Below are 22,797 nucleotides of genomic sequence, written 5' to 3'. Positions count from 1 at the left end.
TTCGGGGTAGCGTCGGGGCATGAGCGACGAAGTGCCCGACGCGGGACCGCACGACACCCCGGAGCCCGCCCCGGAAGCAGCCGCGCCGGATCCCGCGGAGCCCGCCGGGCCGGTGGCACTGGGCCTCGTACGCACCCCGACCGGCGACGCCGCGGTGGACGTCCACCTGGCGCGGCTGGCCGACGCCGACCACCTCACGGCGGACGGACACCTCCAGGTGTACGAGGATGTCCACAGGGGGCTGCGCTCCGCGCTGACCGCGCTGGACGCACCGCCCGTCCCTGGTCCGTACGAAAACAGGAGCTGAACCGAACGTGGCAGGAGTGGCACGCCGCCGCCTGGACGCCGAACTGGTACGCCGCAGCATGGCCCGCTCGCGCGAGCACGCCGCGCAGCTGATCGCCGCGGGCCGGGTCACCGTGGGCGGCAGCACCGCGACCAAGGCGGCCACCCAGGTCGAGACCAGCGCGGCGCTGGTGGTCCTCAAGGACGACAGCGACCCGGACTACGTCTCGCGCGGGGGCCACAAGCTGGCGGGTGCGCTGGCCGTCTTCCAGCCGCAGGGGCTGCGCGTGGAGGGCCGCCGGGCGCTGGACGCCGGGGCCTCCACGGGCGGGTTCACCGACGTGCTGCTGCGCGCGGGCGTGGCCCACGTGGTGGCGGTGGACGTCGGCTACGGGCAGCTCGCCTGGGCCCTGCAGAGCGACGAGCGGGTCACCGTCAAGGACCGCACGAACGTGCGCGAGCTGACGGTCGAGCAGATCGACGGAGTCCCGGCCGACCTGGTCGTCGGCGACCTGTCCTTCATCTCGATCGGCCTGGTGCTGCCGGCCCTGGTCCGGTGCACGGCGCCCGACGCCGACCTGGTGCTGATGGTGAAGCCGCAGTTCGAGGTCGGCAAGGACCGGCTGGGCAGCGGAGGGGTGGTGCGCAGCCCGGAGCTGCGGGCCGAGGCCGTGCGCGAGGTGGCGGCGCAGGCGGGCAGGCTGGGGCTGGGCGTGCTCGGCGTGACCGCGAGTCCGCTGCCGGGGCCCTCGGGCAACGTCGAGTACTTTCTGTGGCTGCGGGCGGGGGCACCGGCACTCGACCCGGGGGATGTTGACCGTGCCGTGGCGGAGGGGCCGCAGTGACTGATTCATCGGGTTCAACGGGTTCAACGGGTTCGACGGAATCGGCGAGTGCCGAGGGTTCGGGGCGGACCGTCTTCCTCCTCGCGCACACCGGGCGGCCCGCGGCCATCCGCAGCGCCGAGCTGGTGGTGAAGGGGCTGCTCCGGTGCGGGCTGGGGGTACGGGTCTTCGCGCACGAGGCGGTGGACCTGCCGTTGCCGCCCGAGGTGGAACTGGTCACCGGGTCCACCCCGGCGGTGCTCGACGGCTGCGAGCTGCTGATCGTGCTGGGCGGGGACGGGACCCTGCTGCGGGGCGCCGAGTTCGCGCGGGCCTCGGGCGTGCCGATGCTCGGCGTCAACCTGGGCCGGGTGGGCTTCCTCGCCGAGGCCGAGCGCGACGACCTGGACAAGGTCGTGGACCGGGTGGTGACGCGTGCGTACGAGGTCGAGGAGCGGATGACCCTCGATGTGATCGTGCGCACCAACGGCGACGTGGTCCACCAGGACTGGGCGCTGAACGAGGCCGCCGTCCAGAAGGTGTCCCCCGAGCGGATGCTGGAGGTGGTCCTGGAGATCGACGGGCGTCCGGTGTCCGGCTTCGGCTGCGACGGGATCGTCTGCGCGACCCCGACGGGCTCGACGGCGTACGCGTTCTCCGCCGGCGGGCCGGTGGTCTGGCCCGAGGTGGAGGCGCTGCTGATGGTGCCGATCAGTGCGCACGCACTGTTCGCGAAGCCGCTGGTGACCTCGCCGGACTCGGTGCTGGCGGTGGAGGTGCAGACCGGGACCCCGCACGGGGTCCTCTGGTGCGACGGGCGGCGCATGCTGGAGCTGCCGGCCGGGGCCCGGGTGGAGGTCCGGCGCGGTGCGGTGCCCGTGCGGCTCGCCCGGCTGCACCACGCGTCCTTCACGGACCGGCTCGTCGCGAAGTTCGCGCTGCCGGTGTCCGGTTGGCGTGGGGCGCCCCATTAGCCCTCGCTCCGGGCGTCCCGTACGGCACCCTAATAGCACATCCGTTCGGAAAACTCGGGGCGGGTGACGTCGCATGGCACCCGTGAAACCTCGGTATCGTCGTCCCGTGCTTGAGGAGATGCGGATACGGTCGCTCGGGGTCATCGACGACGCGGTGGTCGAGCTGTCGCCCGGTTTCACCGCGGTGACCGGCGAGACCGGCGCGGGCAAGACGATGGTCGTCACCAGCCTCGGGCTGCTGCTCGGCGGTCGTGCCGACCCGGCCCTCGTACGGATCGGGGCCAAGGCCGCGGTCGTCGAGGGCCGCCTCGTCATGCGCCCGGACGCACCGGCCGCCCTGCGCGCCGAGGAGGCCGGGGCCGAGCTCGACGACGGCGCCCTGCTGATCAGCCGCACCGTGTCCGCCGAGGGCCGCTCGCGGGCCCACGTGGGCGGCCGCTCCGTGCCCGTGGGACTGCTCGGCGAGCTCGCGGACGACCTGGTCGCCGTACACGGCCAGACCGACCAGCAGGGGCTGCTGCGGCCCGCCCGGCAGCGGCAGGCCCTCGACCGGTACGCCGGGGACGCGGTCGCCGTCCCGCTGGAGAAGTACGGCTCGGCCTACCGCAGGCTCCGCGCGGTCGCCGTCGAGCTGGAGGAGATCACCACCCGGGCCCGGGAACGCGCCCAGGAGGCGGACCTGCTGCGCTTCGGGCTGGACGAGATCGCCGCGGTGGAACCGGTGGCCGGCGAGGACACCGAACTGGCGGCGGAGGCCGAGCGCCTCGGGCACGCCGAATCGCTGGCTTCGGCCGCCCAGATGGGGCACGCCGCCCTTGCGGGCAACCCCGAGGACCCGGAGTCCATCGACGCGAACAGCCTCGTCGCCGGCGCCCACCGGGCCCTGGAATCCGTACGCTCCCACGACCCGGCCCTCGGCGCGCTCGCCGAGCGGATCGGGGAACTGGGCATCCTGCTGGCCGACGTGGCCGGGGAGCTGGCGGGCTACGCCGACGACCTGGACGCCGACCCGCTGCGGCTCGCCGCGGTGGAGGAACGGCGCGCCGCCCTGACCCAGCTGACCCGCAAGTACGGCTCCGCGGGCACCGTGGACGCCGTCCTGGAATGGGCCGAACAGGGCGCGGCACGGCTGCTCGAACTCGACGGCGACGACGAGCGGATCACGGAGCTGACCGCCGAACGGGACGGGCTGCGCTCCGAACTGTCGCTGCTGGCGCAGGCCCTGACCGACGCCCGGGTGGAGGCCGCCACGCGGTTCGCCTCTGCGGTGACCGAGGAACTGGCCTCCCTCGCGATGCCCCACGCACGGGTGACCATCGACATCCGGCAGGCGGAGGACCCCGAGGGGGTGGAGGTGGACGGCCGCCCGGTCGCCTACGGCCCCTCGGGCACGGACGAGGTGGAGCTGCTGCTCGCCCCGCACCCCGGCGCCCAGCCGCGCCCCATCGCCAAGGGCGCCTCGGGCGGTGAGCTCTCCCGGGTGATGCTGGCCGTGGAGGTCGTCTTCGCGGGCTCCGACCCCGTGCCCACGTACCTCTTCGACGAGGTCGACGCGGGCGTCGGCGGCAAGGCGGCGGTCGAGGTGGGCCGGCGCCTGGCCAAGCTGGCCAAGTCGGCGCAGGTCGTGGTCGTCACGCACCTGCCGCAGGTCGCGGCCTTCGCGGACCGGCAGCTGCTGGTCGAGAAGACCAACGACGGCTCCGTGACGAGCAGCGGGGTCACCGTCCTGGAGGGCGAGGCCCGCATCCGAGAGCTCTCGCGCATGCTCGCGGGACACGAGGACTCCGTCTCGGCCCGGGCCCACGCCGAGGAACTGCTGGCGGCGGCGCGCGCGGACGCGTGAGCGGTGCGGCGGGAACCCGGACGCCGCCGCCGCACGGCGGTGCGCCCGGACCCGCCGCACGGCCGCAGTACCGCCCCGCCACGGGTCCGGGGACCGGTTCCGGGCCGTCGGGGGTAGCCCGTGTGGGTGAGCCTTGGGGGCGTCCGGTGACTTCTCGCACGGGATCCGCACCCGTATGGTCCCGGAACGCGCGTGCGGACTGGCATCCTTGGCGACGTCTCTGACTCCCTCCCCCAGGAGCTTCGGCCCGTGAGCAGCTCCCCGGTCTCCCCTCCGGTCCCGGCACAGCCCTACGGGCGGCCGCCCCTCCGTACCGTCCAAGTCCTCGGCGGTACGGGCGCGGGCAGCAGCGCGCACGTACGGTCGCTCGCGACCGGCCTCGCCGCGCGCGGGGTACGGGTCACGGTGTGCGCTCCGGTCGCGGCGGAGGGGGAGTACGACTTCACCGGAGCCGGGGCGCAGTTCGCCCCCGACGCGGTGAGCGCCCTGCGCGCCGCCTGCGCCGGGGCCGACGTCGTGCACGCGCACGGCGTACGGGCCGGGATGCGGGCCGCGCTGGCCCTGCGCGGGCACCGGGCGCCGCTCGTGGTGAGCTGGCACGGCGAGGGCCCGGTGGCCGGCGGTGCGCTCGGACGGCTGAGCAGGCTGCTGGAACGCCACGTGGCGCGGACCGCCGCGGTGGTCCTCGGCGCTTCCTCGGACCAGGTCGACCTCGCACGGCTGCGCGGCGCGCGGGACGCGCGGCTGGCGCCGGTGGCCGTACCGGCGGGCCCGGAGGCGGCCACGGACGACGCGGGCAAGGCGCGGGCTGAACTCGGGGCGGTGGGACGGCCCTTGCTGATCGCGGTCGGCAGCCTGGTCCCGCACCGCGGGTACTCCCTGCTGCTGGACGCGGCGCGGGAGTGGCGGACCCTGGAGCCCCTGCCGCTGCTGGTGATCGCGGGCGAGGGCCCGCTGCGGGCCGGCCTCTCCCGGCGGATCGAGGCCGAAGGACTGCCGGTGCGCCTCCTCGGGCGGCGCCGGGACGCGGCCCAGCTGCTGGCGGCCGCCGACGTGGCGGTCCTGCCGAGCCGCTGGGAGGCACGGGCGCTGCTGGCCCAGGAGGCGCTGCGGGCGGGCGTACCGCTGGTGGCCACGGCGGTCGGGGGAGTGCCGGAGCTGGTGGGGGAGGGGGCCGTGCTGGTGCCGTACGGGGACCCGGGGGCGCTCGCCTCGGCCGTGACGGGCCTGCTGGCGGACCCGGACCGCCGGGCCGCGCTGGCCGCCGCAGGCCGGGCCCAGGCCGCGACGTGGCCGTCGGAGGACGACACCGTGGCGCAGGTCCTGTGCGTCTACGACGAACTGATGGAGCGGGCCCGCTAGGAGGCTCCCCCTCCCGGGGCCCGGTGCACCCGGGGTGTCACGAGCCGGTGGTGTGGCGGCGGGCGCGCAGGGCCAGGCTCAGGGACAGGACCGTCTCCGGGTCGTCGAGGTCCGTGCCCAGGAGCTCGGAGATGCGGGCCAGGCGGTTGTACAGGGTCTGCCGGTTCAGGTGCAGTTCGCGGGCCGTCTCGGCCTTGCGGCCCGCGTGCGCCAGATAGGTCTCCAGGGTGGGCAGCAGCGGCGGCCGCGAGTTCAGGTCGTGCGCGCGCAGCGGGCCGATCGCACGCTCCACGAAGGCCGCGAGGTCCGGGTGCTCGCGCAGCCGCCACAGCAGCAGGTCGATGTCCAGGCGCCGGGCGTCGTACCAGGGGCGCGCCGGGAGACCGTGGGCCGCGGTCGCCGTCTCCGCGGCGTGGCGCAGACCCGCAGAGGCCGCCGCCCAGCCGCCCGCGACACCGACGACCACGGCGGGCGGGGCGGCGGCCCGGTCCAGCCCGGCCCGTTCGACGCCCGCCCGCAGCGCGGTCGCGACCCGGTCGGCCACCGCCGTGCGCTCCGACTCCGCGCGCAGCGAGACGAGCAGCGGGACCCGGCCCTCGACCGGACGCACCCCCAGCAGCACCGGCACCCCGACGGACGACAGCTCCTCCAGGACCGCGCGGGCCAGGACGGCCCAGTTCCCGGACGGGCCCAGGTCCGACGACAGCCGCATGACCACCGGCAGCAGCGGCCCCGCGCCCGGCTTGAAACCCAGCACCCGGGCCTGCGCCGGGGCGTCCTCCGCCGAGATGCGGCCCTCGGCCAGGTCCGTGAGGAAGTCGCCGCGGCCGCGCGCCGCCAGCTCGTCCTCCTGCCGCGCCTGCATCAGCACCACCGCGAGCACGCCCGCGGTGCGCTCCGCCGCCATCCGGTGCACCGGGAGCAGGGGGGCCGAGACGCCCAGGAGGACCAGCCGCGCCCGGACCGAGCCCGTGCCGTGTCCGCCGCCCGGTACGTCGACCACCACCGCGTGGCCCGAGGGCTCCGCCTCGCGCTGGCCGCGCAGGCCCTCCCACACCTGGAGCGGGTCCGCGCCCGGGTCCCCGGCCGAGCTGCCGGCCGCGTACAGCAGCTGCCCGTCCGGGGTCTCCAGGAACACCGGGTTCCCGGTGAAGTCGGCCAGGATGTGCAGCACCTGGGGGATGCCCCCGCCGCCGAGCAGGGCCTCGGTACAGCGCCGGTGGACCTCCTCCGCCCGCTGGAGCAGCGCGTAGTGGTGGTTGACGATCTCGGTGTGGACCTCCTCCGTCACGGTGACGAAGGGGACCTCCCGGTGGAGCTGGACCAGGGGCAGGCCCGCCGTGCGGGCGGTCTCCACGATCGTGGCGGGCAGTCTGCTGAAGCGCGGGCCCAGTTCGACCACGAGCGCGGCGATCCCCCGGTCCGCGAGGCGGCGGACGAAGGCACGCTGCTCGGCGGGCCGGGTGCCGAGGCCCAGGCCGGTGGTCAGCAGGAGCTCGCCGCCCTTGAGGAGGGAGGCGATGTTCGGGACCTCGCCCGCGTGCACCCAGCGGACGGTCCGGCCCAGCCGGTCGGCGCAGGCCACCACCTCGGGCAGCCCGCTGCGCAGCCCCGGCAGCTCCAGTGCCCGCTGAACCGTGATCCCGCCCTGGTTGTCCATATCGCGGGACGCTATCAGGGGGTCAGACGGGCTGGATGTTGTGGTTGAAGCGGAAGACGTTGTCGGGGTCGTACCGCTGTTTCACGGCCCTCAGCCGCCTCAGGTTCTCCCCGCCCAGGCCCGCCGCCACCCGCTCCGAGCCCTCGTCGCCGGTGAAGTTGAGGTACACCGCCCCGCTGCTCCAGGGGCGTACGTCGGCCCGTACCTCCTTCACCCACCGGATGCACCGCTCGTCGTCGGCGGGGTCTTCCCAGATGCCGAACGGGTGCACCGCCCAGGGCGAGTCCCGGTAGGGGACGGGGTACTCCGAGGGGCCGTCAGCGATCGCCCCGCCCAGCGGGAAGAGGATGTGCTGGGTGCCCGTCGGGACCGGCATGGTGAGCGCGCGGGCGCAGAACACCTCGACGAGCTCGTCCGGCAGCCCGGTCAGGTACTCGGCGGACCAGTAGTTCCGCATCCCCGGCGGGTCGTCGATCATGCACTGGAGGTCCGCGTACGGGATGCCGGTGACGATCTCCACCTCGTGCGGCAGTTCCAGCAGCGGCGCCGCCAGCTTGCGCATCGGCTCCTCCGGCCCGGCGTAGGTCAGCAGGACGCCGCAGAGCAGCGTGCCGACGAGGTGCGGCGGGACGAAGGGCTCGGGCGGGGCGGTCAGGTAGAGGATGCCGCCACTGGCCTCGACGGGGCCGCCCTCGACGATGTCCCGGAAGCGGCGGGCCGCCTCCGGCCCGTGCTCGGGGGCGTACATGAGCATCGCGATCGACATGGCGGGCAGGTCGTGCAGACGCAGCGTCAGGGAGGTCGCGACGCCGAAGTTGCCGCCGCCCCCGTGCAGGGCCCAGAACAGCTCCGGATTGTCCTCGGCGGTCGCGGTGACGGTCTCCCCGTCGGCGGTGACCAGGTCCACGCCCAGCAGGTTGTCGACGGCCAGCCCGCACCTGCGGTCCAGCCAGCCGGATCCGCCGCCCAGGACGAAACCGCCGACCCCGGTCGTGGAGGCCCGTCCGCCGGTCGTGGCGAGGGCGTACGGCTGGCAGGCCCGGTCCAGGTGGCTCATCGTGGCCCCGCCCTCGACGTGCACCGCCTTCGCCGCCGGATGGACCGTCACTTCATGCATCCGGCGCAGGTCCACGACCAGGCCGCCGTCGTTGAGGGACATCCCGGCGACGCTGTGCCCGCCGCCGCGGACCGCGATCTTCAGGTCCAGTTCCCGGGCGAAGCGCACGGCGGTCACCACGTCGGCCGTGCTCTCGCACTGGGCGATGACGGCCGGCCTGCGGTCGATCATCCCGTTGAAGACCGTCCGGGCCCCGTCGTACCCCGCATCGTCCGGGGTGAGGACCTCACCGGCCAGATCCTCGCGGAGCGCGGCCAGGGCCGTGCCCGCCTTCGAGAGGGGCGCCATGGCTTCCCCCTTCCGAGAAGGGCGTAGGACCCTTCCAGGGTAGGCGGAGGCGATCACCGGGGCACGGCGGCGGAAACCCGCACCGCGCCCCGGTGGCGCAAGGCCCGCGCCGCCCCGGGGCCGACTAGCCGCCGTACGCGCCGCTCGCGGTCAGCCGCAGGGCCGTGTCGATCAGCGGGACGTGGCTGAACGCCTGGGGGAAGTTGCCGACCTGCCGCTGGAGCCGCGGGTCCCACTCCTCCGCCAGCAGCCCGAGGTCGTTGCGCAGCGAGAGCAGCCGCTCGAAGAGCCGCCGCGCCTCGTCGACCCGGCCGATCATCGCCAGGTCGTCGGCCATCCAGAACGAGCACGCGAGGAAGGCGCCCTCGTCGCCCTCCAGCCCGTCCACTCCGGCCTCGTCGCCGCTCGTCGGGTAGCGCAGGATGAAGCCGTCGGGGGTGGACAGTTCGCGCTGGATCGCCTCGATGGTGCCGATGACCCGCTTGTCGTCCGGTGGCAGGAAGCCCATCTGCGGGATCAGCAGCAGGGAGGCGTCGAGCTCCTTCGACCCGTAGGACTGGGTGAAGGTGTTGCGCTCCTTGTCGTAGCCCTTCTCGCAGACGTCCTGGTGGATCTCGTCGCGCAGCTCGCGCCAGCGGTCCAGCGGACCGTCCGCGTCCCCGCTCTCGATCAGCTTGATCGTGCGGTCCACGGCCACCCAGGCCATCACCTTGGAGTGCACGAAGTGGCGGCGCGGGCCGCGCACCTCCCAGATGCCCTCGTCCGGCTGGTCCCAGTGGGTCTCCAGGTAGCGGATCAGCTTCAGCTGGAGCAGCGAGGCGTAGTCGCTGCGGGCGAGTCCCGTCATGTGGCCCAGGTGCAGGGCCTCGGTGACCTCGCCGTACACGTCGAGCTGGAGCTGGCCGGCGGCGCCGTTGCCGACGCGGACCGGGCGGGAGTTCTCGTACCCGGGCAGCCAGTCCAGTTCGGTCTCGCCGAGCTCGCGCTCGCCCGCGATGCCGTACATGATCTGCAGGTTCTCGGGGTCGCCGGCCACCGCGCGCAGCAGCCACTCGCGCCAGGCGCGGGCCTCCTCGCGGTAGCCGGTGCGCAGCAGCGAGGACAGGGTGATGGCCGCGTCCCGCAGCCAGGTGTAGCGGTAGTCCCAGTTGCGGACCCCGCCGATCTCCTCCGGGAGGGAGGTGGTGGGCGCGGCGACGATCCCGCCCGTGGGGCCGTACGTGAGGGCCTTGAGGGTGATCAGGGAGCGGACCACGGCCTCCCGGTAGGGCCCGTGGTAGGTGCACTGCTCGACCCACTCGCGCCAGAACTCGGTGGTCGACTCCAGGGCCGCCTCGGCCTCGGGTGCCTCCGGCGCCCCGCGGTGGGAGGGCTGCCAGCTGATGCTGAAGGCGATCCGGTCGCCCGGGCCCACCGTGAAGTCGGAGTAGGTCGTCAGGTCCTTGCCGTAGGTCTGCGCGTCGGTGTCCAGCCAGATGGAGTCAGGACCGGCCACGGCGACGGTGCGCCCGTCGACCTGGTGCACCCAGGGCACCACCCGCCCGTAGCTGAAGCGCATGCGCAGCGCGGAGTGCATCCGCACGCGTCCCGAGACGCCTTCCACGATGCGGATCAGCTGCGGTGCGTGGTCCTCGCGGGGCGGCATGAAATCGATCACGCGGACTGTGCCGCGCGGCGTGTCCCACTCCGATTCCAGCACCAGCGAGTCGCCGCGGTAGCTGCGGCGGGTGGCACGAGGGGCTTCCGTCCCGGCCGGGAACGCCGGGCCGATCCGCCAGAACCCGTGATCCTCGGTGCCGAGAATGCTGGCGAACACGGCATGGGAGTCGAAGCGTGGCAGGCACAACCAGTCCACCGCCCCGTCCCGGCAGACCAGTGCCGCGGTCTGCATGTCCCCGATCAGTGCGTAATCCTCGATGCGCCCGGACACGTTGCTCTCCAGTCGAACGGCCACGTCCGCCCCGAAGGGCGCTTGCATTGCGCGGTTGCGCGGTCTCCTGTGGTGGGGGATCCCCGCGTCGAGCCCATGATTCCGTATGCGGCGGTGTGCGGCCGTCTGCCGGACTGCTCGGCGGCGATGTGTGCAATATCCGAGCAGGATATGACGGCACCCTAGTGATCTCGTCGAGGCCCCGGAGAATGCGACTCCGCCAAACGGGTGACCAGCGGGCATGAGGCCCGGCGACCCCCGCCGCTCCGGCCGCGCCGCGTGGCCGGAGGCGGACCGGCCCGGGCGCTGATAGGCTGGTACCCCGTGGACCGGTGGTCTGCCTGTGCGAATCAGGAGCCCCGAAACCGCAGCTTCGGCGCCCCCTGAGACCCTTCCGGATCGACGGTGGCCGGCGCCGGACGCACCTCACCTCGCGACCACGGGAGCCCCCTCTTGGCGATGCCGCCCAAATCCATGACGACCAAGCACATCTTCGTCACCGGGGGTGTCGCTTCCTCCCTCGGCAAGGGCCTGACGGCCTCCAGCCTGGGTGCGCTGCTGAAGGCGCGCGGCCTGCGGGTCACGATGCAGAAGCTCGACCCCTACCTGAACGTCGACCCGGGCACGATGAACCCGTTCCAGCACGGCGAGGTGTTCGTCACCAACGACGGCGCCGAGACCGACCTGGACATCGGCCACTACGAGCGCTTCCTCGACGTCGACCTCGACGGCTCGGCCAACGTCACCACCGGCCAGGTCTACTCGCAGGTCATCGCCAAGGAGCGGCGCGGCGAGTACCTCGGCGACACCGTCCAGGTCATCCCGCACATCACCAACGAGATCAAGCACCGCATCCGCCGCATGGCGACCGCGGACGTCGACGTGGTCATCACCGAGGTCGGCGGCACCGTCGGCGACATCGAGTCGCTGCCCTTCCTGGAGACGGTCCGCCAGGTCCGCCACGAGGTCGGCCGCGACAACGTCTTCGTCGTGCACATCTCGCTGCTGCCCTACATCGGTCCCTCCGGCGAGCTGAAGACCAAGCCCACCCAGCACTCGGTCGCGGCGCTGCGCAACATCGGCATCCAGCCCGACGCCATCGTGCTGCGCGCCGACCGCGACGTCCCCACCTCCATCAAGCGCAAGATCTCGCTGATGTGCGACGTGGACGAGGCGGCCGTGGTCGCGGCCATCGACGCCAAGTCGATCTACGACATCCCCAAGGTCCTGCACACCGAGGGCCTGGACGCGTACGTCGTGCGCAAGCTCGACCTGCCCTTCCGCGACGTCAACTGGACCGTCTGGGAGGACCTGCTGGACCGGGTCCACAACCCCGACCACGAGGTCAAGGTCGCGCTCGTCGGCAAGTACATCGACCTGCCCGACGCCTACCTGTCGGTGACCGAGGCGCTGCGCGCCGGCGGCTTCGCCAACCGGGCCCGCGTACAGATCAAGTGGGTCACCTCCGACGACTGCAAGACCCCGGCCGGCGCGGCGGCGGTGCTCGGCGACGTGGACGCGATCTGCGTGCCCGGCGGCTTCGGCGACCGCGGCGTCAACGGCAAGGTCGGTGCGATCACCTACGCCCGCGAGAACAAGATCCCGCTGCTCGGCCTGTGCCTGGGCCTGCAGTGCGTGGTCATCGAGGCCGCACGCAACCTCGCGGGCATCGAGGACGCGAACTCCACCGAGTTCGACGCCTCCACCCCGCACCCGGTCATCTCGACCATGGAGGAGCAGCTGGCCTTCGTCGAGGGCGCGGGCGACCTGGGCGGCACCATGCGCCTGGGCATGTACCCGGCGAAGCTCGCCGAGGGCTCCATCGTGCGCGAGGTGTACGGGGACCAGGCGTACGTGGACGAGCGCCACCGCCACCGCTACGAGGTCAACAACGCCTACCGCGGCGAACTGGAGAAGAAGGCGGGCCTCGTCTTCTCCGGCACCTCCCCGGACAACAAGCTCGTGGAGTACGTCGAGTACCCCCGCGAGGTGCACCCCTACCTGGTGGCCACCCAGGCCCACCCGGAGCTGCGCTCCCGCCCGACGCGCCCGCACCCGCTCTTCGCGGGACTGGTCAAGGCGGCCGTGGAGCGGCAGCAGTCCGCGAAGTGAGCGCCTGACCGCATAACGTAGACAGCCGGGGCACGGATCGTGCCCCGGCTGTCGCGTCATTGGGGAAGGTACGGCCATGGCCATGCGCAACGACATCGTGGACACACCGGAGTCGTGGGAGGTCGTCGCCTCGCGCACGCCGTTCGAGGGTGCGAAGACATCGGTGAAGTCGGACCAGGTCCGGATGCCGGACCGGGCGGTGGTGCGCCGGGACTACCAGGTGCACCCCGGCTCGGTGTGCGTGCTCGCCCTCGACGAGGAGCAGCGGGTGCTGGTCCTGAAGCAGTTCCGCCACCCGGTGCGCCACCGGCTGTGGGAGCTGCCCGCCGGGCTGCTGGACGTGCCGGGGGAGAACCCGCTGCACGCCGCCCAGCGCGAGCTGTACGAGGAGGCGCACGTCAAGGCGGAGGACTGGCGGGTGCTCGCCGACTTCTACACCTCGCCGGGCGGCTCGGACGAGGCGGTACGGGTCTTCCTCGCCCAGGACCTCGCGGAGGCGGAGGGGGAGCGGTACGCGGTCTCCGAGGAGGAGTCCGACATGGAGACCGCCAGGGTCCCCCTCCAGGACCTGGTGGCCGGGGTGCTCGCGGGACGGCTCGGCAACCCGGGCCTGGTGACCGGCGTCCTGGCCCTGTCCGCCGCGCTGGCCACCGGCGGGGTGGAATCGCTGCGCCCCGCGCTGGCCCCGTGGCCGGCCCGCCCGTACGAGGCGTAGCCGCCCGCCGGATCCGCGCGTGGGGCCCGGAACCCGATAAAGCGGACCATCCGCTGATCCGATTGGGGGATTTGCCCGCCGCGCTCCACCCGGGTCGTCGCTCTGCGTGAACTACGCTCGCAACCCGATGGCAGGGAGAGGAGCGGATTCCGTGACGGATTTCGTCGGGCGGCGGCGCGAGCTCAAAGAGCTGCGCGAGGACATCGCACGGACCGGGCTCGACACCCTCTCGGGACGCAAGGCCAAGGCCCCCAGGGCGCGCGTGCTGCTCGTCGCGGGGCGGCCGGGGTCGGGTCGTACCGCCCTCGCCGAGGCCTTCGTGCGCGAGATCGCCGACCAGTACCCCGACGGCGTGCTCCGGACCCGGCTCACCGCCCCCGGCGGCGCGACCGTGGCCACCGAGCGCGCCGTCAGGGGGCTGCTGGAGGACCTGGGGCACACCACCCCGCCCGGGGCCGGTGAGGACGAGCTGAGCGCCGCCCTGCGGGACGCCCTCGCCGGGCGGCGGGCGGTCATCCTCGTCGACGACGCGGCCGACCCGCACCAGGTCGACGCCCTGCTGCCGGACACCCCCGAGTGCCTGGTCGTGGTCACCGCCGAGGGCCCGCTCACCGGGATCCCCGACGTACGCCCCTGCACCCTCGGCGGGCTGGACACGCCGTCCGCCGTCGAGCTGCTGGTCCAGCGCATCGGGGACACCCGGGTCACCGCCGACCCCCGCGCCGCGGAGGCCCTCGCCGAGGAGTGCGGGGGCCAGCCCGCCGCGCTCGGCCTCGTCGGCGGCTGGCTCGCCGCACATCCCAAGGAGGGCGTCGCGGACGTGGCCAAGCAGCTGCACGACATGCCCGCCGCCACCGGCGGGCCGCTCGCCCGGGGCTTCCGCCTCGTCTACGAGTCCCTGCCGCAGCCCGCGCAGCGGACCCTGCGGCTGCTGCCGCTCGCCCCGGCCGGGATCGTCGACTCGCACACCGCCTCCGCCCTGGTCGGCTGCTCCGTCGCCGCCGCCCAGTCCACGCTGGACGATTTCGCCGGGCTGGGTCTCGTACACCCCTCGCACGACGGCCTGTACCTGCTGCCCGGCTGCCTGACGCCGCTGCTCCAGGCCCTGCTGGAGGCCAAGGAGCGCCCCGCCGAGGTCCAGCTGGCCCGGGCCCGGATGCTGGAGCGCACCGTACGGCTGCTGCACTCCTGCCGGGCCATGGCCGCGCCCCCCGAGGAGTCCGACGGCCTGCTGGACCCGCGGGAGAAGCTGGACGGCACGCCGCGGGCCCTGCGCTTCCCCGACCGGCGGTCCGCCGCCACCTGGCTGGACACCCGGCTGCCCGCGCTGTCCGCGGCCGCCTCCCTGGCCGTGGCCGACGGGGAGCTGGACACCCTGGCCCGCCGGCTGGTCGCGGCCCTGGTGCGGGCGCTGGCCGACCACCGCGGCACGGCCGAGGCCGCACCCGAGCTGTACGGGCTGCACCGCCTGGTCCTGGACGTGGCCGAGCGCCGGAACCTGCACCGGGAGCAGGCCGCCGCACTGCTGAACCTGGCCGACCTGGACGCCGAGACCGGCCGCACCCAGGAGGCGCTGGAGCGCTACCGGGCCGCGCTGGACGCCGGACGCGCGGCGAACGACCCGTACGCGACGGGCCGCGCGATGGAATCCGTAGGCGGCGCGTACCAGGAGCTGACCGACTGGCACCGGGCCTCCGACTGGTTCGGCCGGGCCCTGTCCCAGGCCCTCGCGCGGGGGGAGCGCGCGGACGAGGCCCGGCTGTACGGACGGCTGGGCAACGTGCACACCTACGCGGGCCGCTACGGGGACGCGCTGCGCAGCTGGCGCGCCGCCGCGGCGGGGTACCGGAAGCTGGCCGATGTCCCCGGGCAGGCAAAGGCGTTGAGCGAGATGGCGCGGGTCCAGGAGTACGCCGGGCACCCGGAGGAGTCGCTGCACACCTGCCGGGAAGCGGTGGAGCTCGCGCGCCGGGCCGGGGACCAGCGACTTCAGGCCGCGCTCCAGGTCCGGCTGGCCGACACGCTGGACCGGCTGGGTGACCCCGCGGCTGCCAGGCTGCACCGGTCTGCGGCTGATCGATTGCTGGGAGATGACCCCGCAGCCTGCGAAATCCGTAGTGGTTCCGACTGAGATTATTGGTTTGCAAGGCTAGACAGCGACTCATCCTTCATTAGACTGGCTCCACCACACCATCTTGTGGTGCATCCCGTTGCGCGTTCTTGTGGGCGGGTATGTAAGTAAGTGCCCCGTATCATCCCCTGAGCCAAGGACCGTGATCGACGATGAAGGTCGGCATCCCCCGCGAGGTCAAGAACAACGAGTTCCGGGTCGCCATCACGCCTGCCGGCGTGCATGAGCTGGTCCGCAACGGCCACCAGGTCTTCATCGAGCAGAACGCCGGTGTCGGCTCCTCGATCACGGACGCCGAGTACGTCGGCGCCGGCGCGGAGATCCTCGCCACGGCGGACGAGGTCTGGGCGACCGCCGACCTCCTGCTGAAGGTCAAGGAGCCGATCGCGGAGGAGTACCACCGCCTCCGCAAGGACCAGACCCTCTTCACGTACCTGCACCTGGCGGCCTCCCGCGAGTGCACGGACGCCCTGCTGGAGTCCGGTACCACCGCCATCGCGTACGAGACGGTCGAGCTCGCCAACCGCGCGCTCCCGCTGCTCGCCCCGATGTCCGAGGTCGCGGGCCGGCTGGCCCCGCAGGTCGGCGCCTACCACCTGATGCGCTCGGCCGGCGGCCGCGGCGTGCTCCCGGGCGGCGTGCCCGGCACCCACGCCGGCGAGTGCGTGGTCATCGGCGGCGGCGTCTCCGGCTGGAACGCCGCGCAGATCGCCATCGGCATGGGCTTCCACGTGACCCTGCTGGACCGCGACATCAACAAGCTCCGCGAGGCCGACAAGATCTTCGGCACGAAGATCAAGACGATCGTCTCCAACGCCTACGAGCTGGAGAAGGCGGTCGTCGAGGCCGACCTCGTCATCGGCGCGGTGCTGATCCCGGGTGCGAAGGCCCCGAAGCTGGTCACCAACGAGCTTGTCGCCAAGATGAAGCCCGGAAGTGTCCTTGTCGACATTGCGATCGACCAGGGCGGCTGCTTCGAGGACTCCCGTCCGACCACCCACGCCGAGCCGACCTTCCAGGTCCACAACTCGGTCTTCTACTGCGTCGCCAACATGCCGGGCGCGGTGCCGAACACCTCCACCTACGCGCTGACCAACGCCACGCTGCCCTACATCGTGCAGCTCGCGAACCTCGGCTGGGTCGAGGCGCTGCGTCGTGACCCGGCGCTCGGTCTGGGCCTCAACACCCATGACGGCCAGGTCGTTTACGGCCCCGTCGCCGAGGCCCACGGCCTCGAGACCCTTGAGCTGAACACGCTGCTCGGCTGACGCGTCAACGACTGACGTCAATCTCACGTATCCGGCCGGACCTTGCTCGCGAGGTCCGGCCGGAGGCGTTTGCGGCGGGCCCCGGGATCCCGTTCAACTCGCCTCGAACGTAACCCTTTAACCCTTTCGCACACCCGCGAAACTTCGCGGCGACAGTCCGTGCGCCCTTGACAGAGTGGTGTTCGGTTGCCGACACATCGTGCCGGGTCCGGTGGATTGTGTTGCCGCTGAGTGGTGACACGCCATAGAGTCGCCAACCGTCGGCATGGTGCCACGCTGACCTATCGATAAGTGTCCTGGTCGCGTCCGAGGAGGTAAGACGACTTGTGAATGAGTCGACATTTGCTCCTGGAGGTGGTCGGGCAGAGATGCCTGAGCGGGGCCAGGGCCCTGCCGGGCTCGAAGCCGTCGGCTCCGTCGCAGTACGCACCTTCGCAAACCACCAGCACATGACGACGCCCCGAAAGAGCATGGACGGCCTAGACGTGAACTCCAGGGCCGGCGACCTGAGCGGCGAAAAGCCCGTGGGTTTCGCCGACTACGAAAACGTGCCCGAAGGGCACTTCTACGACCCCGACGCGGAGTACGAACCGGACCCCGAGTACGCGGCCACCCTCGCCCCCGACGCTGCCCGCCAGCGCCGTGAGCGGATCGGCCCGACCGGACGCCCGCTCCCGTACTTCCCCATCCCGGGTCCGCTGACCGATCACGGTCCGGCGAAGATCATCGCGATGTGCAACCAGAAGGGCGGCGTGGGCAAGACCACGTCGACCATCAACCTGGGTGCCGCGCTCGCCGAGTACGGGCGCCGCGTGCTGCTCGTCGACTTCGACCCGCAGGGCGCACTGTCCGTGGGCCTCGGCGTGAACCCGATGGAACTCGACCTGACGGTCTACAACCTGCTCATGGAGCGGGGCATGTCGGCCGACGAGGTGCTGCTCAAGACGGCGGTCCCCAACATGGACCTGCTGCCGAGCAACATCGACCTGTCCGCTGCGGAAGTGCAGTTGGTCAGTGAGGTCGCGCGCGAGTCCACGCTGCAGCGGGCCCTGAAGCCCCTGATGGCCGACTACGACTACATCGTGATCGACTGTCAGCCCTCGCTCGGTCTGCTGACCGTGAACGCCCTGACGGCGGCTCACAAGGTCATCGTCCCGCTGGAGTGCGAGTTCTTCGCGCTGCGCGGCGTGGCGCTGCTGACCGAGACCATCGAGAAGGTGCAGGAGCGGCTCAACCCGGAGCTGGAGCTCGACGGCATCCTCGCCACGATGTACGACTCCCGTACGGTGCACAGCCGTGAGGTGCTGGCGCGCGTCGTCGAGGCCTTCGACGACCACGTCTACCACACGGTCATCGGCCGCACGGTGCGCTTCCCGGAGACCACGGTCGCCGGTGAGCCGATCACGACGTACGCCTCCAACTCCGTCGGGGCCGCCGCCTACCGCCAGCTGGCCAGGGAGGTGCTCGCCCGGTGTCACGCCGAGTGAGTCTGCCCGGAGCCGACGAACTGTTCCGTACGACCGGGGGGATGGCCCTCCAGTCGTCCTCGTCGCGGCGAGGGGCCGAGGAGGCGTCCGCCGCGGAGCACTCGGCCACCTCGGCCGAGGGCACGGCCGGGGAGGGCCGCAGCCGGGAGGCTGAGGCCGCCGCCGGGCCCGGGAGCCCCGTGGTGGGGCAGCCGCGCAGGCCGCAGGAAGGTTCTGTCAGCCCGGGCGCCCAGGCGGGCGGCCGCGGCAAGGGGCAGGGCCGGGGCGCGAACCGGCGGCCCAGCGGACGCGAACGGCACGACGAGAAGATCACGGTGTACGTCTCCGCCGAGGAGCTCATGGACCTCGAGCACGCGCGGCTGGTGCTGCGCGGGGAGCACGGCCTGGCGGTCGACCGCGGACGCATCGTCCGCGAAGCGGTGGCGGTCGTCCTCGCCGACCTGGAGTCCCGGGGCGACGCGAGCATCCTCGTCCGAAGACTCCGCGGCCGCTGACGACCCCGCGGGCCCCGACGCATGGAGCCCACGCCGGACCCCCGGCCCCGGCACCGCAGTCCCGGGCGGGGGTCGCCAGTCCCGCCCCACCGGCCCAGCCGGACCCCAGGCCCCGCCGGCTCCGGCACCACGGTCCCGGGCGGGGGTCGCCAGTCCCGCCCCACCAGCCCCGCCGGACCCCGGCCCCGTCGGCCCGCGCCGGACCCCCAGCCCCGACACCGCAGTCCCGGGCGGGGGCCGTCATTCCCGCCCCGCCGGCCCAGCCAGGCGCGCACGACCGGCCCGGGCGGTAGCCGCGCGGGAGCCGCGCGGGAGCCGACGGGGCCGCCGGGCCCGTACGCCCGGCCCGCGCAGAAGCCGACGCGCCGCCAGGCGCGCCCCACCGACCCGGCCTCGACCACCTCCGCCCGCCACGGCCTGGCCGGGCCTCGGAGGCGCCGTCCGGCAGCTGCCCGTCCTGCCGGGGCGGGGTCGGGGCGAGGGCGGTGCACAGGGCCGGGCTGACTCCGTCCCACCCGTACCTCCGCCCACTGCCGCGCACTCGCCCGCCGCCGTGCGCGTGGCCTGGCCGGCGCTCGGGGCACCGTGCCGCGGCTGCCCGGCCCGCCGGAGCGAGGGCTAGTGCGGGCCCGCGCCCGCCCGGGCCCCCGGCGGGGGCGCCGTGGCCGGAGCGCGGGTGTGCTGCCGGGCCGCGGCTGATCCGCGCGGCGCCAGACGCCGAAGCCTGATCCGGCCTGATCGGGGGGACACCCCCTAGGCTGCTCGGGACGCCCCGCCCCCTCCGCACCACCCTGGACCGCTATGCCCTCCTCCGCCGACACCGGCCGACCGCCCCGCCGCTCGCTGGGACGCGGGCCGGGTGCGTCCGGGCCGATCGGTGGGGCGCAGGGCCCCGAAGCCCCTGAGTCGCCCGCTGAGGGCCGTACGGGAGGCGGGGGCGGGGTGAACCCCGAGGAGGCCTCCGAGGCCGTACGGACCCCCGCAGGCCGCCTCCAGGCCCCGGCCACTTCGCACGAGCCCGACCCGGACCCGCTCCTGCCCCCTGCCGCAGTCCCTGCCGCGGCCGAGGACGCCGTCCGGGCCCCGGTCCGGCGGTCGGCCACCGGCGAAGATGCCGCCTCCGCCCCGCACGTCGCCGTCGTCGCCGAGGGCGCTGGCCACACGCGAGTCGCGCAGTCGGCCGAGGTCGTCGTCCGGGCCCCGGTCCCTCATGCGGCCGTCGTCGCCGAGGGTGCCGACCACCACACCCCAGCCCAGCGGGCGGCTGCCGCCGAGGGCGGTGTCGGCCCCGTGCCGGGGGAGCAGGCGCAGGCCGCGGTCGGCGGCGGGCGGTTCACGTTGCGGCTCGACAACTTCGAGGGGCCGTTCGACCTGCTGCTCCAGCTGATCTCGCGGCACAAGCTCGACGTCACCGAGGTCGCGCTGTCCCGGGTCACCGACGAGTTCATGGCGCACATCCGGGCCATGGGGCCGGACTGGGACCTCGACCAGACCACCGAGTTCCTCGTCGTCGCCGCCACCCTCCTGGACCTGAAGGCCGCCCGGCTGCTCCCGGCCGCCGAGGTCGAGGACGAGGCCGACCTCGCCCTCCTGGAGGCCCGGGACCTGCTCTTCGCCCGGCTGCTCCAGTACAAGGCGTACAAGCAGATCGCCGAGATCTTCGAGCAGCGGGCCGAGGACGAGTCCCGGCGCTACCCGCGCACCGTAGGCCTGGAGCCGCACCACGCCGAACTGCTGCCCGAGGTGGTCATCAGCATCGGCCCGGAGGGCTTCGCCCGCCTCGCCGTGAAGGCGATGCAGCCCAAGGCCCGGCCGCAGGTGTACGTGGACCACATCCACGCGCCCCTCGTCAGCGTGCGCGAACAGGCCGGGCTCGTCGTGCGCCTGCTCAAGACCCGCGGCGAGGCCACCTTCCAGGAGCTCACCGAGGACGCGGCGGACACCCTCACCGTGGTCGCCCGCTTCCTGGCCCTGCTGGAGCTCTACCGCGAGAAGGCGGTGGTCCTCGACCAGGAGGAGGCCCTGCAGACCCTGACCGTGCGCTGGAGCGGCGGGGACGGCGACGGCATGCCGACCGTGACCGACGAGTTCGACCAGATCGTGGAGGCGAAGGAATGAGCGACGCGAGTGCGGTGGCCGCGCTGGAACTGAAGCCCGCGCTCGAGGCCGTGCTGATGGTCGTGGACGAGCCCGCGACCGAGGCGCACCTGGCCAAGGTCCTGGAGCGCACCCCGCGCGAGGTCGCGACCGCGCTGCGTGAGCTCGCCGAGGAGTACACCGCCGCGGGCCGGGGCTTCGAGCTGCGCCTGGTCGCCGGCGGGTGGCGGTTCTACAGCCGGGCGGAGTGCGCCGCGGCCGTCGAGGCCTTCGTACTGGACGGTCAGCAGGCCCGCCTCACCCAGGCGGCGCTGGAGACGCTCGCCGTCGTCGCGTACCGCCAGCCGGTGAGCCGTTCCCGGGTATCGGCGGTCCGCGGCGTCAACTGCGACGGGGTCATGCGGACCCTCCTCCAGCGCGGTCTGGTGGAGGAGGCGGGGACGGAACCCGAAACAGGTGCGATCCTGTACAGGACGACGAACCACTTTTTGGAGCGGATGGGCCTGCGCGGCCTGGACGAGCTCCCGGAGCTCGCGCCCTTCCTCCCCGAGGCGGACGCGATCGAAGCCGAGACGCAGGAAGGTGTTCCGTCGTTCGATCCGGATGCACCGGACCCTGATGTAGACGACGACAAGACGACGGAACTTTGATGCGAAGCAGCGGCAACGGCAACGGTGGCGGCAACAGGAACAGCAGCGGCGGCGGCGGGCGCGGTAACGCCCGCGGCGGCAGCTCCGGCGGCGGTGGTTACCGCGGCGGCGGCTCCGGCGGTGGCAGCGGCTCCGGCGGCGGCGGTGGCTACCGCGGCTCCGGCGGCGGCAGCTCCAGCGGTGGCGGCGCCCGCGGCGGCAGCTCCGGTGGCGGTGCCCGCGGCGGCTCGGGCGGCGGCGCCCGCGGCGGCAGCTCCGGCGGCGGCTACCGCAGCACTGGCAGTGGCAGCGGCTCCGGCGGCGGCTACCGCAGCGGCGGTGGCAGCGGCTCCGGCGGCGGCTACCAGGGCGGCTCCGGCGGCGGCTACCAGGGCGGCTCCGACTCGCGTGACCGCGAGCAGGCCCCCCGCATCCGCAACCCGCGCCCCGAGGAGCGCCGCTACGACGTGGGCCCCGAGGGCGAGCGCAACGGCCGCGGCGGAGCCAAGGCGGGCGGCGGCGGTGCCCGCGGCGCGGCCGACGGCAACCGGGGCGGTGCCCGCGGCGACGCGGCCCGCGGCGGTGCCAAGGGCGGCCCCAGGACCCCCAAGACCCCCGGCATCGGCGGGGCCGGCGGCCCGCGCCGCGGCCCCGGCAGCCGCAGCGGCCAGTCCCGTCCCCGTGAGCTGGACGCGCGGATCGAGGAGCGCGTGCGCGACCGGTACGCCGACAAGCCCGTGATCAAGACCCCGAAGACCTTCCCGGGTGCCGAGGAGGAGGGGGAGCGCCTGCAGAAGGTGCTCGCCCGGGCCGGCATGGGTTCGCGCCGCGCGTGCGAGGAGCTCATCGAGCAGGCCCGCGTCGAGGTCAACGGCGAGATCGTGCTGGAGCAGGGCAAGCGCGTCCAGCCGAAGGACGAGATCAAGGTGGACGGCCTGACCGTCGCCACCCAGTCGTACCTCTTCTTCGCGCTGAACAAGCCCGCCGGTGTCGTCTCCACCATGGAGGACCCGGACGGCCGCCAGTGCCTCGGCGACTACGTCACCAACCGTGAGACGCGTCTCTTCCACGTCGGCCGGCTCGACACCGAGACCGAGGGCATCATCCTGCTCACCAACCACGGTGAGCTGGCGCACCGCCTCACGCACCCGAAGTACGGCGTGAAGAAGACCTACGTCGCGGCCATCACCGGCCCGCTGCCGCGCGAGATCGGCAAGCGGCTCAAGGACGGCATCGAGCTGGAGGACGGGTACGCCCGCGCCGACCACTTCCGTGTCGTCGACCAGGTCGGCAAGAACTACCTGGTGGAGGTCACCCTCCACGAGGGCCGCAAGCACATCGTCCGCCGCATGATGGCGGAGGCGGGCTTCCCCGTCGAGAAGCTCGTCCGGACCTCCTTCGGTCCGATCGAGCTGGGCGACCAGAAGTCCGGCTGGCTGCGCCGCCTGACCAACACCGAGGTCGGCATGCTCATGCGCGAGGTCGGTCTGTAGCACCCCGCAGGGGCCCGTTTCCCCTGCCGAAAGCCCGCAGTGCCCACGGCACTGCGGGCTTTTCGCTTGTCCGGGACCCCCCTTCCTG

17 protein-coding genes are annotated in these 22,797 nt (G+C 73.5%); 14 read left to right on the top strand and 3 right to left on the bottom strand.

Annotated features, from left to right (window positions below; all coding sequences use genetic code 11):
- Positions 1 to 19 precede the first annotated feature (19 nt).
- The 5 genes from IO30_RS0119660 to IO30_RS0119640 all read left to right on the top strand — a co-directional run bounded on the left by IO30_RS0119660 (position 20) and on the right by IO30_RS0119640 (position 5,288).
- A complete protein-coding gene (locus IO30_RS0119660; protein ID WP_031144805.1) occupies positions 20 to 307 on the top strand; it encodes a hypothetical protein in 288 nt (95 codons plus the stop codon).
- Between the two features lie 7 nt (positions 308 to 314).
- Positions 315 to 1,130 (top strand): TlyA family RNA methyltransferase, encoded by an 816-nt coding sequence (locus tag IO30_RS0119655; protein ID WP_031144804.1) that lies wholly within the window; start codon positions 315 to 317, stop codon positions 1,128 to 1,130.
- Entirely contained in the window at positions 1,127 to 2,083 is a 957-nt protein-coding gene (locus tag IO30_RS0119650) for an NAD kinase (RefSeq protein ID WP_031144803.1), read from the top strand. Before IO30_RS0119655 ends, IO30_RS0119650 begins: the two co-directional genes overlap by 4 nt.
- A 118-nt stretch (positions 2,084 to 2,201) precedes the next feature.
- Positions 2,202 to 3,926 carry a DNA repair protein RecN gene (gene recN / locus IO30_RS0119645; protein ID WP_031144801.1) on the top strand — a complete coding sequence of 575 codons (1,725 nt, stop codon included), beginning with the start codon at positions 2,202 to 2,204 and terminating at the stop codon, positions 3,924 to 3,926.
- A gap of 249 nt (positions 3,927 to 4,175) precedes the next feature.
- Positions 4,176 to 5,288, top strand: coding sequence for a glycosyltransferase family 4 protein (locus IO30_RS0119640; protein WP_031144800.1), 1,113 nt, complete (start codon positions 4,176 to 4,178; stop codon positions 5,286 to 5,288).
- A gap of 37 nt (positions 5,289 to 5,325) precedes the next feature.
- Here IO30_RS0119640 and IO30_RS0119635 read toward each other — a convergent pair whose 3' ends face one another.
- The 3 genes from IO30_RS0119635 to IO30_RS0119625 form a co-directional block, all read right to left on the bottom strand.
- Positions 5,326 to 6,948, bottom strand: coding sequence for a PucR family transcriptional regulator (locus IO30_RS0119635; protein WP_031144799.1), 1,623 nt, complete (start codon positions 6,946 to 6,948; stop codon positions 5,326 to 5,328).
- Positions 6,949 to 6,970: 22 nt separating this feature from the next.
- Positions 6,971 to 8,353, bottom strand: a complete 1,383-nt coding sequence (locus tag IO30_RS0119630) for an FAD-binding oxidoreductase (RefSeq protein ID WP_031144797.1) — start codon at positions 8,351 to 8,353, stop codon at positions 6,971 to 6,973.
- 124 nt (positions 8,354 to 8,477) lie between these two features.
- Positions 8,478 to 10,307 carry a glycoside hydrolase family 15 protein gene (locus tag IO30_RS0119625; protein WP_031144796.1) on the bottom strand — a complete coding sequence of 610 codons (1,830 nt, stop codon included), beginning with the start codon at positions 10,305 to 10,307 and terminating at the stop codon, positions 8,478 to 8,480.
- Between the two features lie 435 nt (positions 10,308 to 10,742).
- On the opposite strand from IO30_RS0119625, the gene IO30_RS0119620 reads away from it, so the two are divergent.
- The 9 genes from IO30_RS0119620 (at position 10,743) to IO30_RS0119580 (ending at position 22,709) form a co-directional block, all read left to right on the top strand.
- Positions 10,743 to 12,395, top strand: a complete 1,653-nt coding sequence (locus IO30_RS0119620; protein ID WP_031144794.1) for a CTP synthase — start codon at positions 10,743 to 10,745, stop codon at positions 12,393 to 12,395.
- 82 nt (positions 12,396 to 12,477) lie between these two features.
- The gene (locus IO30_RS0119615) at positions 12,478 to 13,110 is read left to right on the top strand and encodes an NUDIX domain-containing protein (RefSeq protein ID WP_037894600.1); all 633 of its coding nucleotides are present in this window, start codon (positions 12,478 to 12,480) and stop codon (positions 13,108 to 13,110) included.
- Between the two features lie 127 nt (positions 13,111 to 13,237).
- The gene (locus IO30_RS0119610; protein ID WP_031144792.1) at positions 13,238 to 15,241 is read left to right on the top strand and encodes a tetratricopeptide repeat protein; all 2,004 of its coding nucleotides are present in this window, start codon (positions 13,238 to 13,240) and stop codon (positions 15,239 to 15,241) included.
- Positions 15,242 to 15,393: 152 nt separating this feature from the next.
- Positions 15,394 to 16,509 carry an alanine dehydrogenase gene (ald, locus tag IO30_RS0119605; protein ID WP_031144791.1) on the top strand — a complete coding sequence of 372 codons (1,116 nt, stop codon included), beginning with the start codon at positions 15,394 to 15,396 and terminating at the stop codon, positions 16,507 to 16,509.
- 368 nt (positions 16,510 to 16,877) lie between these two features.
- Positions 16,878 to 17,996, top strand: a complete 1,119-nt coding sequence (locus IO30_RS0119600; RefSeq protein ID WP_078904110.1) for a ParA family protein — start codon at positions 16,878 to 16,880, stop codon at positions 17,994 to 17,996.
- Complete coding sequence (locus IO30_RS0119595) at positions 17,981 to 18,490, top strand: hypothetical protein (protein ID WP_078904109.1); 510 nt, start codon at positions 17,981 to 17,983, stop codon at positions 18,488 to 18,490. Before IO30_RS0119600 ends, IO30_RS0119595 begins: the two co-directional genes overlap by 16 nt.
- A 942-nt stretch (positions 18,491 to 19,432) precedes the next feature.
- Complete coding sequence (locus tag IO30_RS0119590) at positions 19,433 to 20,608, top strand: segregation and condensation protein A (RefSeq protein ID WP_237403315.1); 1,176 nt, start codon at positions 19,433 to 19,435, stop codon at positions 20,606 to 20,608.
- On the top strand, positions 20,605 to 21,237 hold the full coding sequence (gene scpB / locus IO30_RS0119585; RefSeq protein ID WP_031144786.1) for an SMC-Scp complex subunit ScpB: 633 nt from the start codon (positions 20,605 to 20,607) through the stop codon (positions 21,235 to 21,237). The genes IO30_RS0119590 and scpB overlap by 4 nt, the downstream gene beginning before the upstream one ends.
- Positions 21,237 to 22,709 (top strand): pseudouridine synthase, encoded by a 1,473-nt coding sequence (locus IO30_RS0119580; protein WP_031144784.1) that lies wholly within the window; start codon positions 21,237 to 21,239, stop codon positions 22,707 to 22,709. Before scpB ends, IO30_RS0119580 begins: the two co-directional genes overlap by 1 nt.
- Positions 22,710 to 22,797: the final 88 nt, after the last annotated feature.

This window comes from Streptomyces xanthophaeus (genome assembly GCF_000725805.1).
In the GTDB taxonomy this organism is placed as follows: Bacteria; Actinomycetota; Actinomycetes; order Streptomycetales; family Streptomycetaceae; genus Streptomyces; species Streptomyces xanthophaeus.
This window is presented reverse-complemented; position numbering and strand designations above follow the sequence as displayed.

What these genes read in the sequence shown, in the direction of transcription:
- IO30_RS0119620 (WP_031144794.1), top strand. Translation starts at nt 10,743, where the DNA reads ATGCCGCCCAAATCCATGACGACCAAGCACATCTTCGTCACCGGGGGT.
- ald (WP_031144791.1), top strand. Translation starts at nt 15,394, where the DNA reads ATGAAGGTCGGCATCCCCCGCGAGGTCAAGAACAACGAGTTCCGGGTC.
- IO30_RS0119610 (WP_031144792.1), top strand. Translation starts at nt 13,238, where the DNA reads ATGGCAGGGAGAGGAGCGGATTCCGTGACGGATTTCGTCGGGCGGCGG.
- IO30_RS0119600 (WP_078904110.1), top strand. Translation starts at nt 16,878, where the DNA reads ATGCCTGAGCGGGGCCAGGGCCCTGCCGGGCTCGAAGCCGTCGGCTCC.
- IO30_RS0119660 (WP_031144805.1), top strand. Translation starts at nt 20, where the DNA reads ATGAGCGACGAAGTGCCCGACGCGGGACCGCACGACACCCCGGAGCCC.
- IO30_RS0119615 (WP_037894600.1), top strand. Translation starts at nt 12,478, where the DNA reads ATGCGCAACGACATCGTGGACACACCGGAGTCGTGGGAGGTCGTCGCC.
- scpB (WP_031144786.1), top strand. Translation starts at nt 20,605, where the DNA reads ATGAGCGACGCGAGTGCGGTGGCCGCGCTGGAACTGAAGCCCGCGCTC.
- recN (WP_031144801.1), top strand. Translation starts at nt 2,202, where the DNA reads ATGCGGATACGGTCGCTCGGGGTCATCGACGACGCGGTGGTCGAGCTG.
- IO30_RS0119630 (WP_031144797.1), bottom strand. Translation starts at nt 8,353, where the DNA reads ATGGCGCCCCTCTCGAAGGCGGGCACGGCCCTGGCCGCGCTCCGCGAG.
- IO30_RS0119580 (WP_031144784.1), top strand. Translation starts at nt 21,237, where the DNA reads ATGCGAAGCAGCGGCAACGGCAACGGTGGCGGCAACAGGAACAGCAGC.
- IO30_RS0119635 (WP_031144799.1), bottom strand. Translation starts at nt 6,948, where the DNA reads ATGGACAACCAGGGCGGGATCACGGTTCAGCGGGCACTGGAGCTGCCG.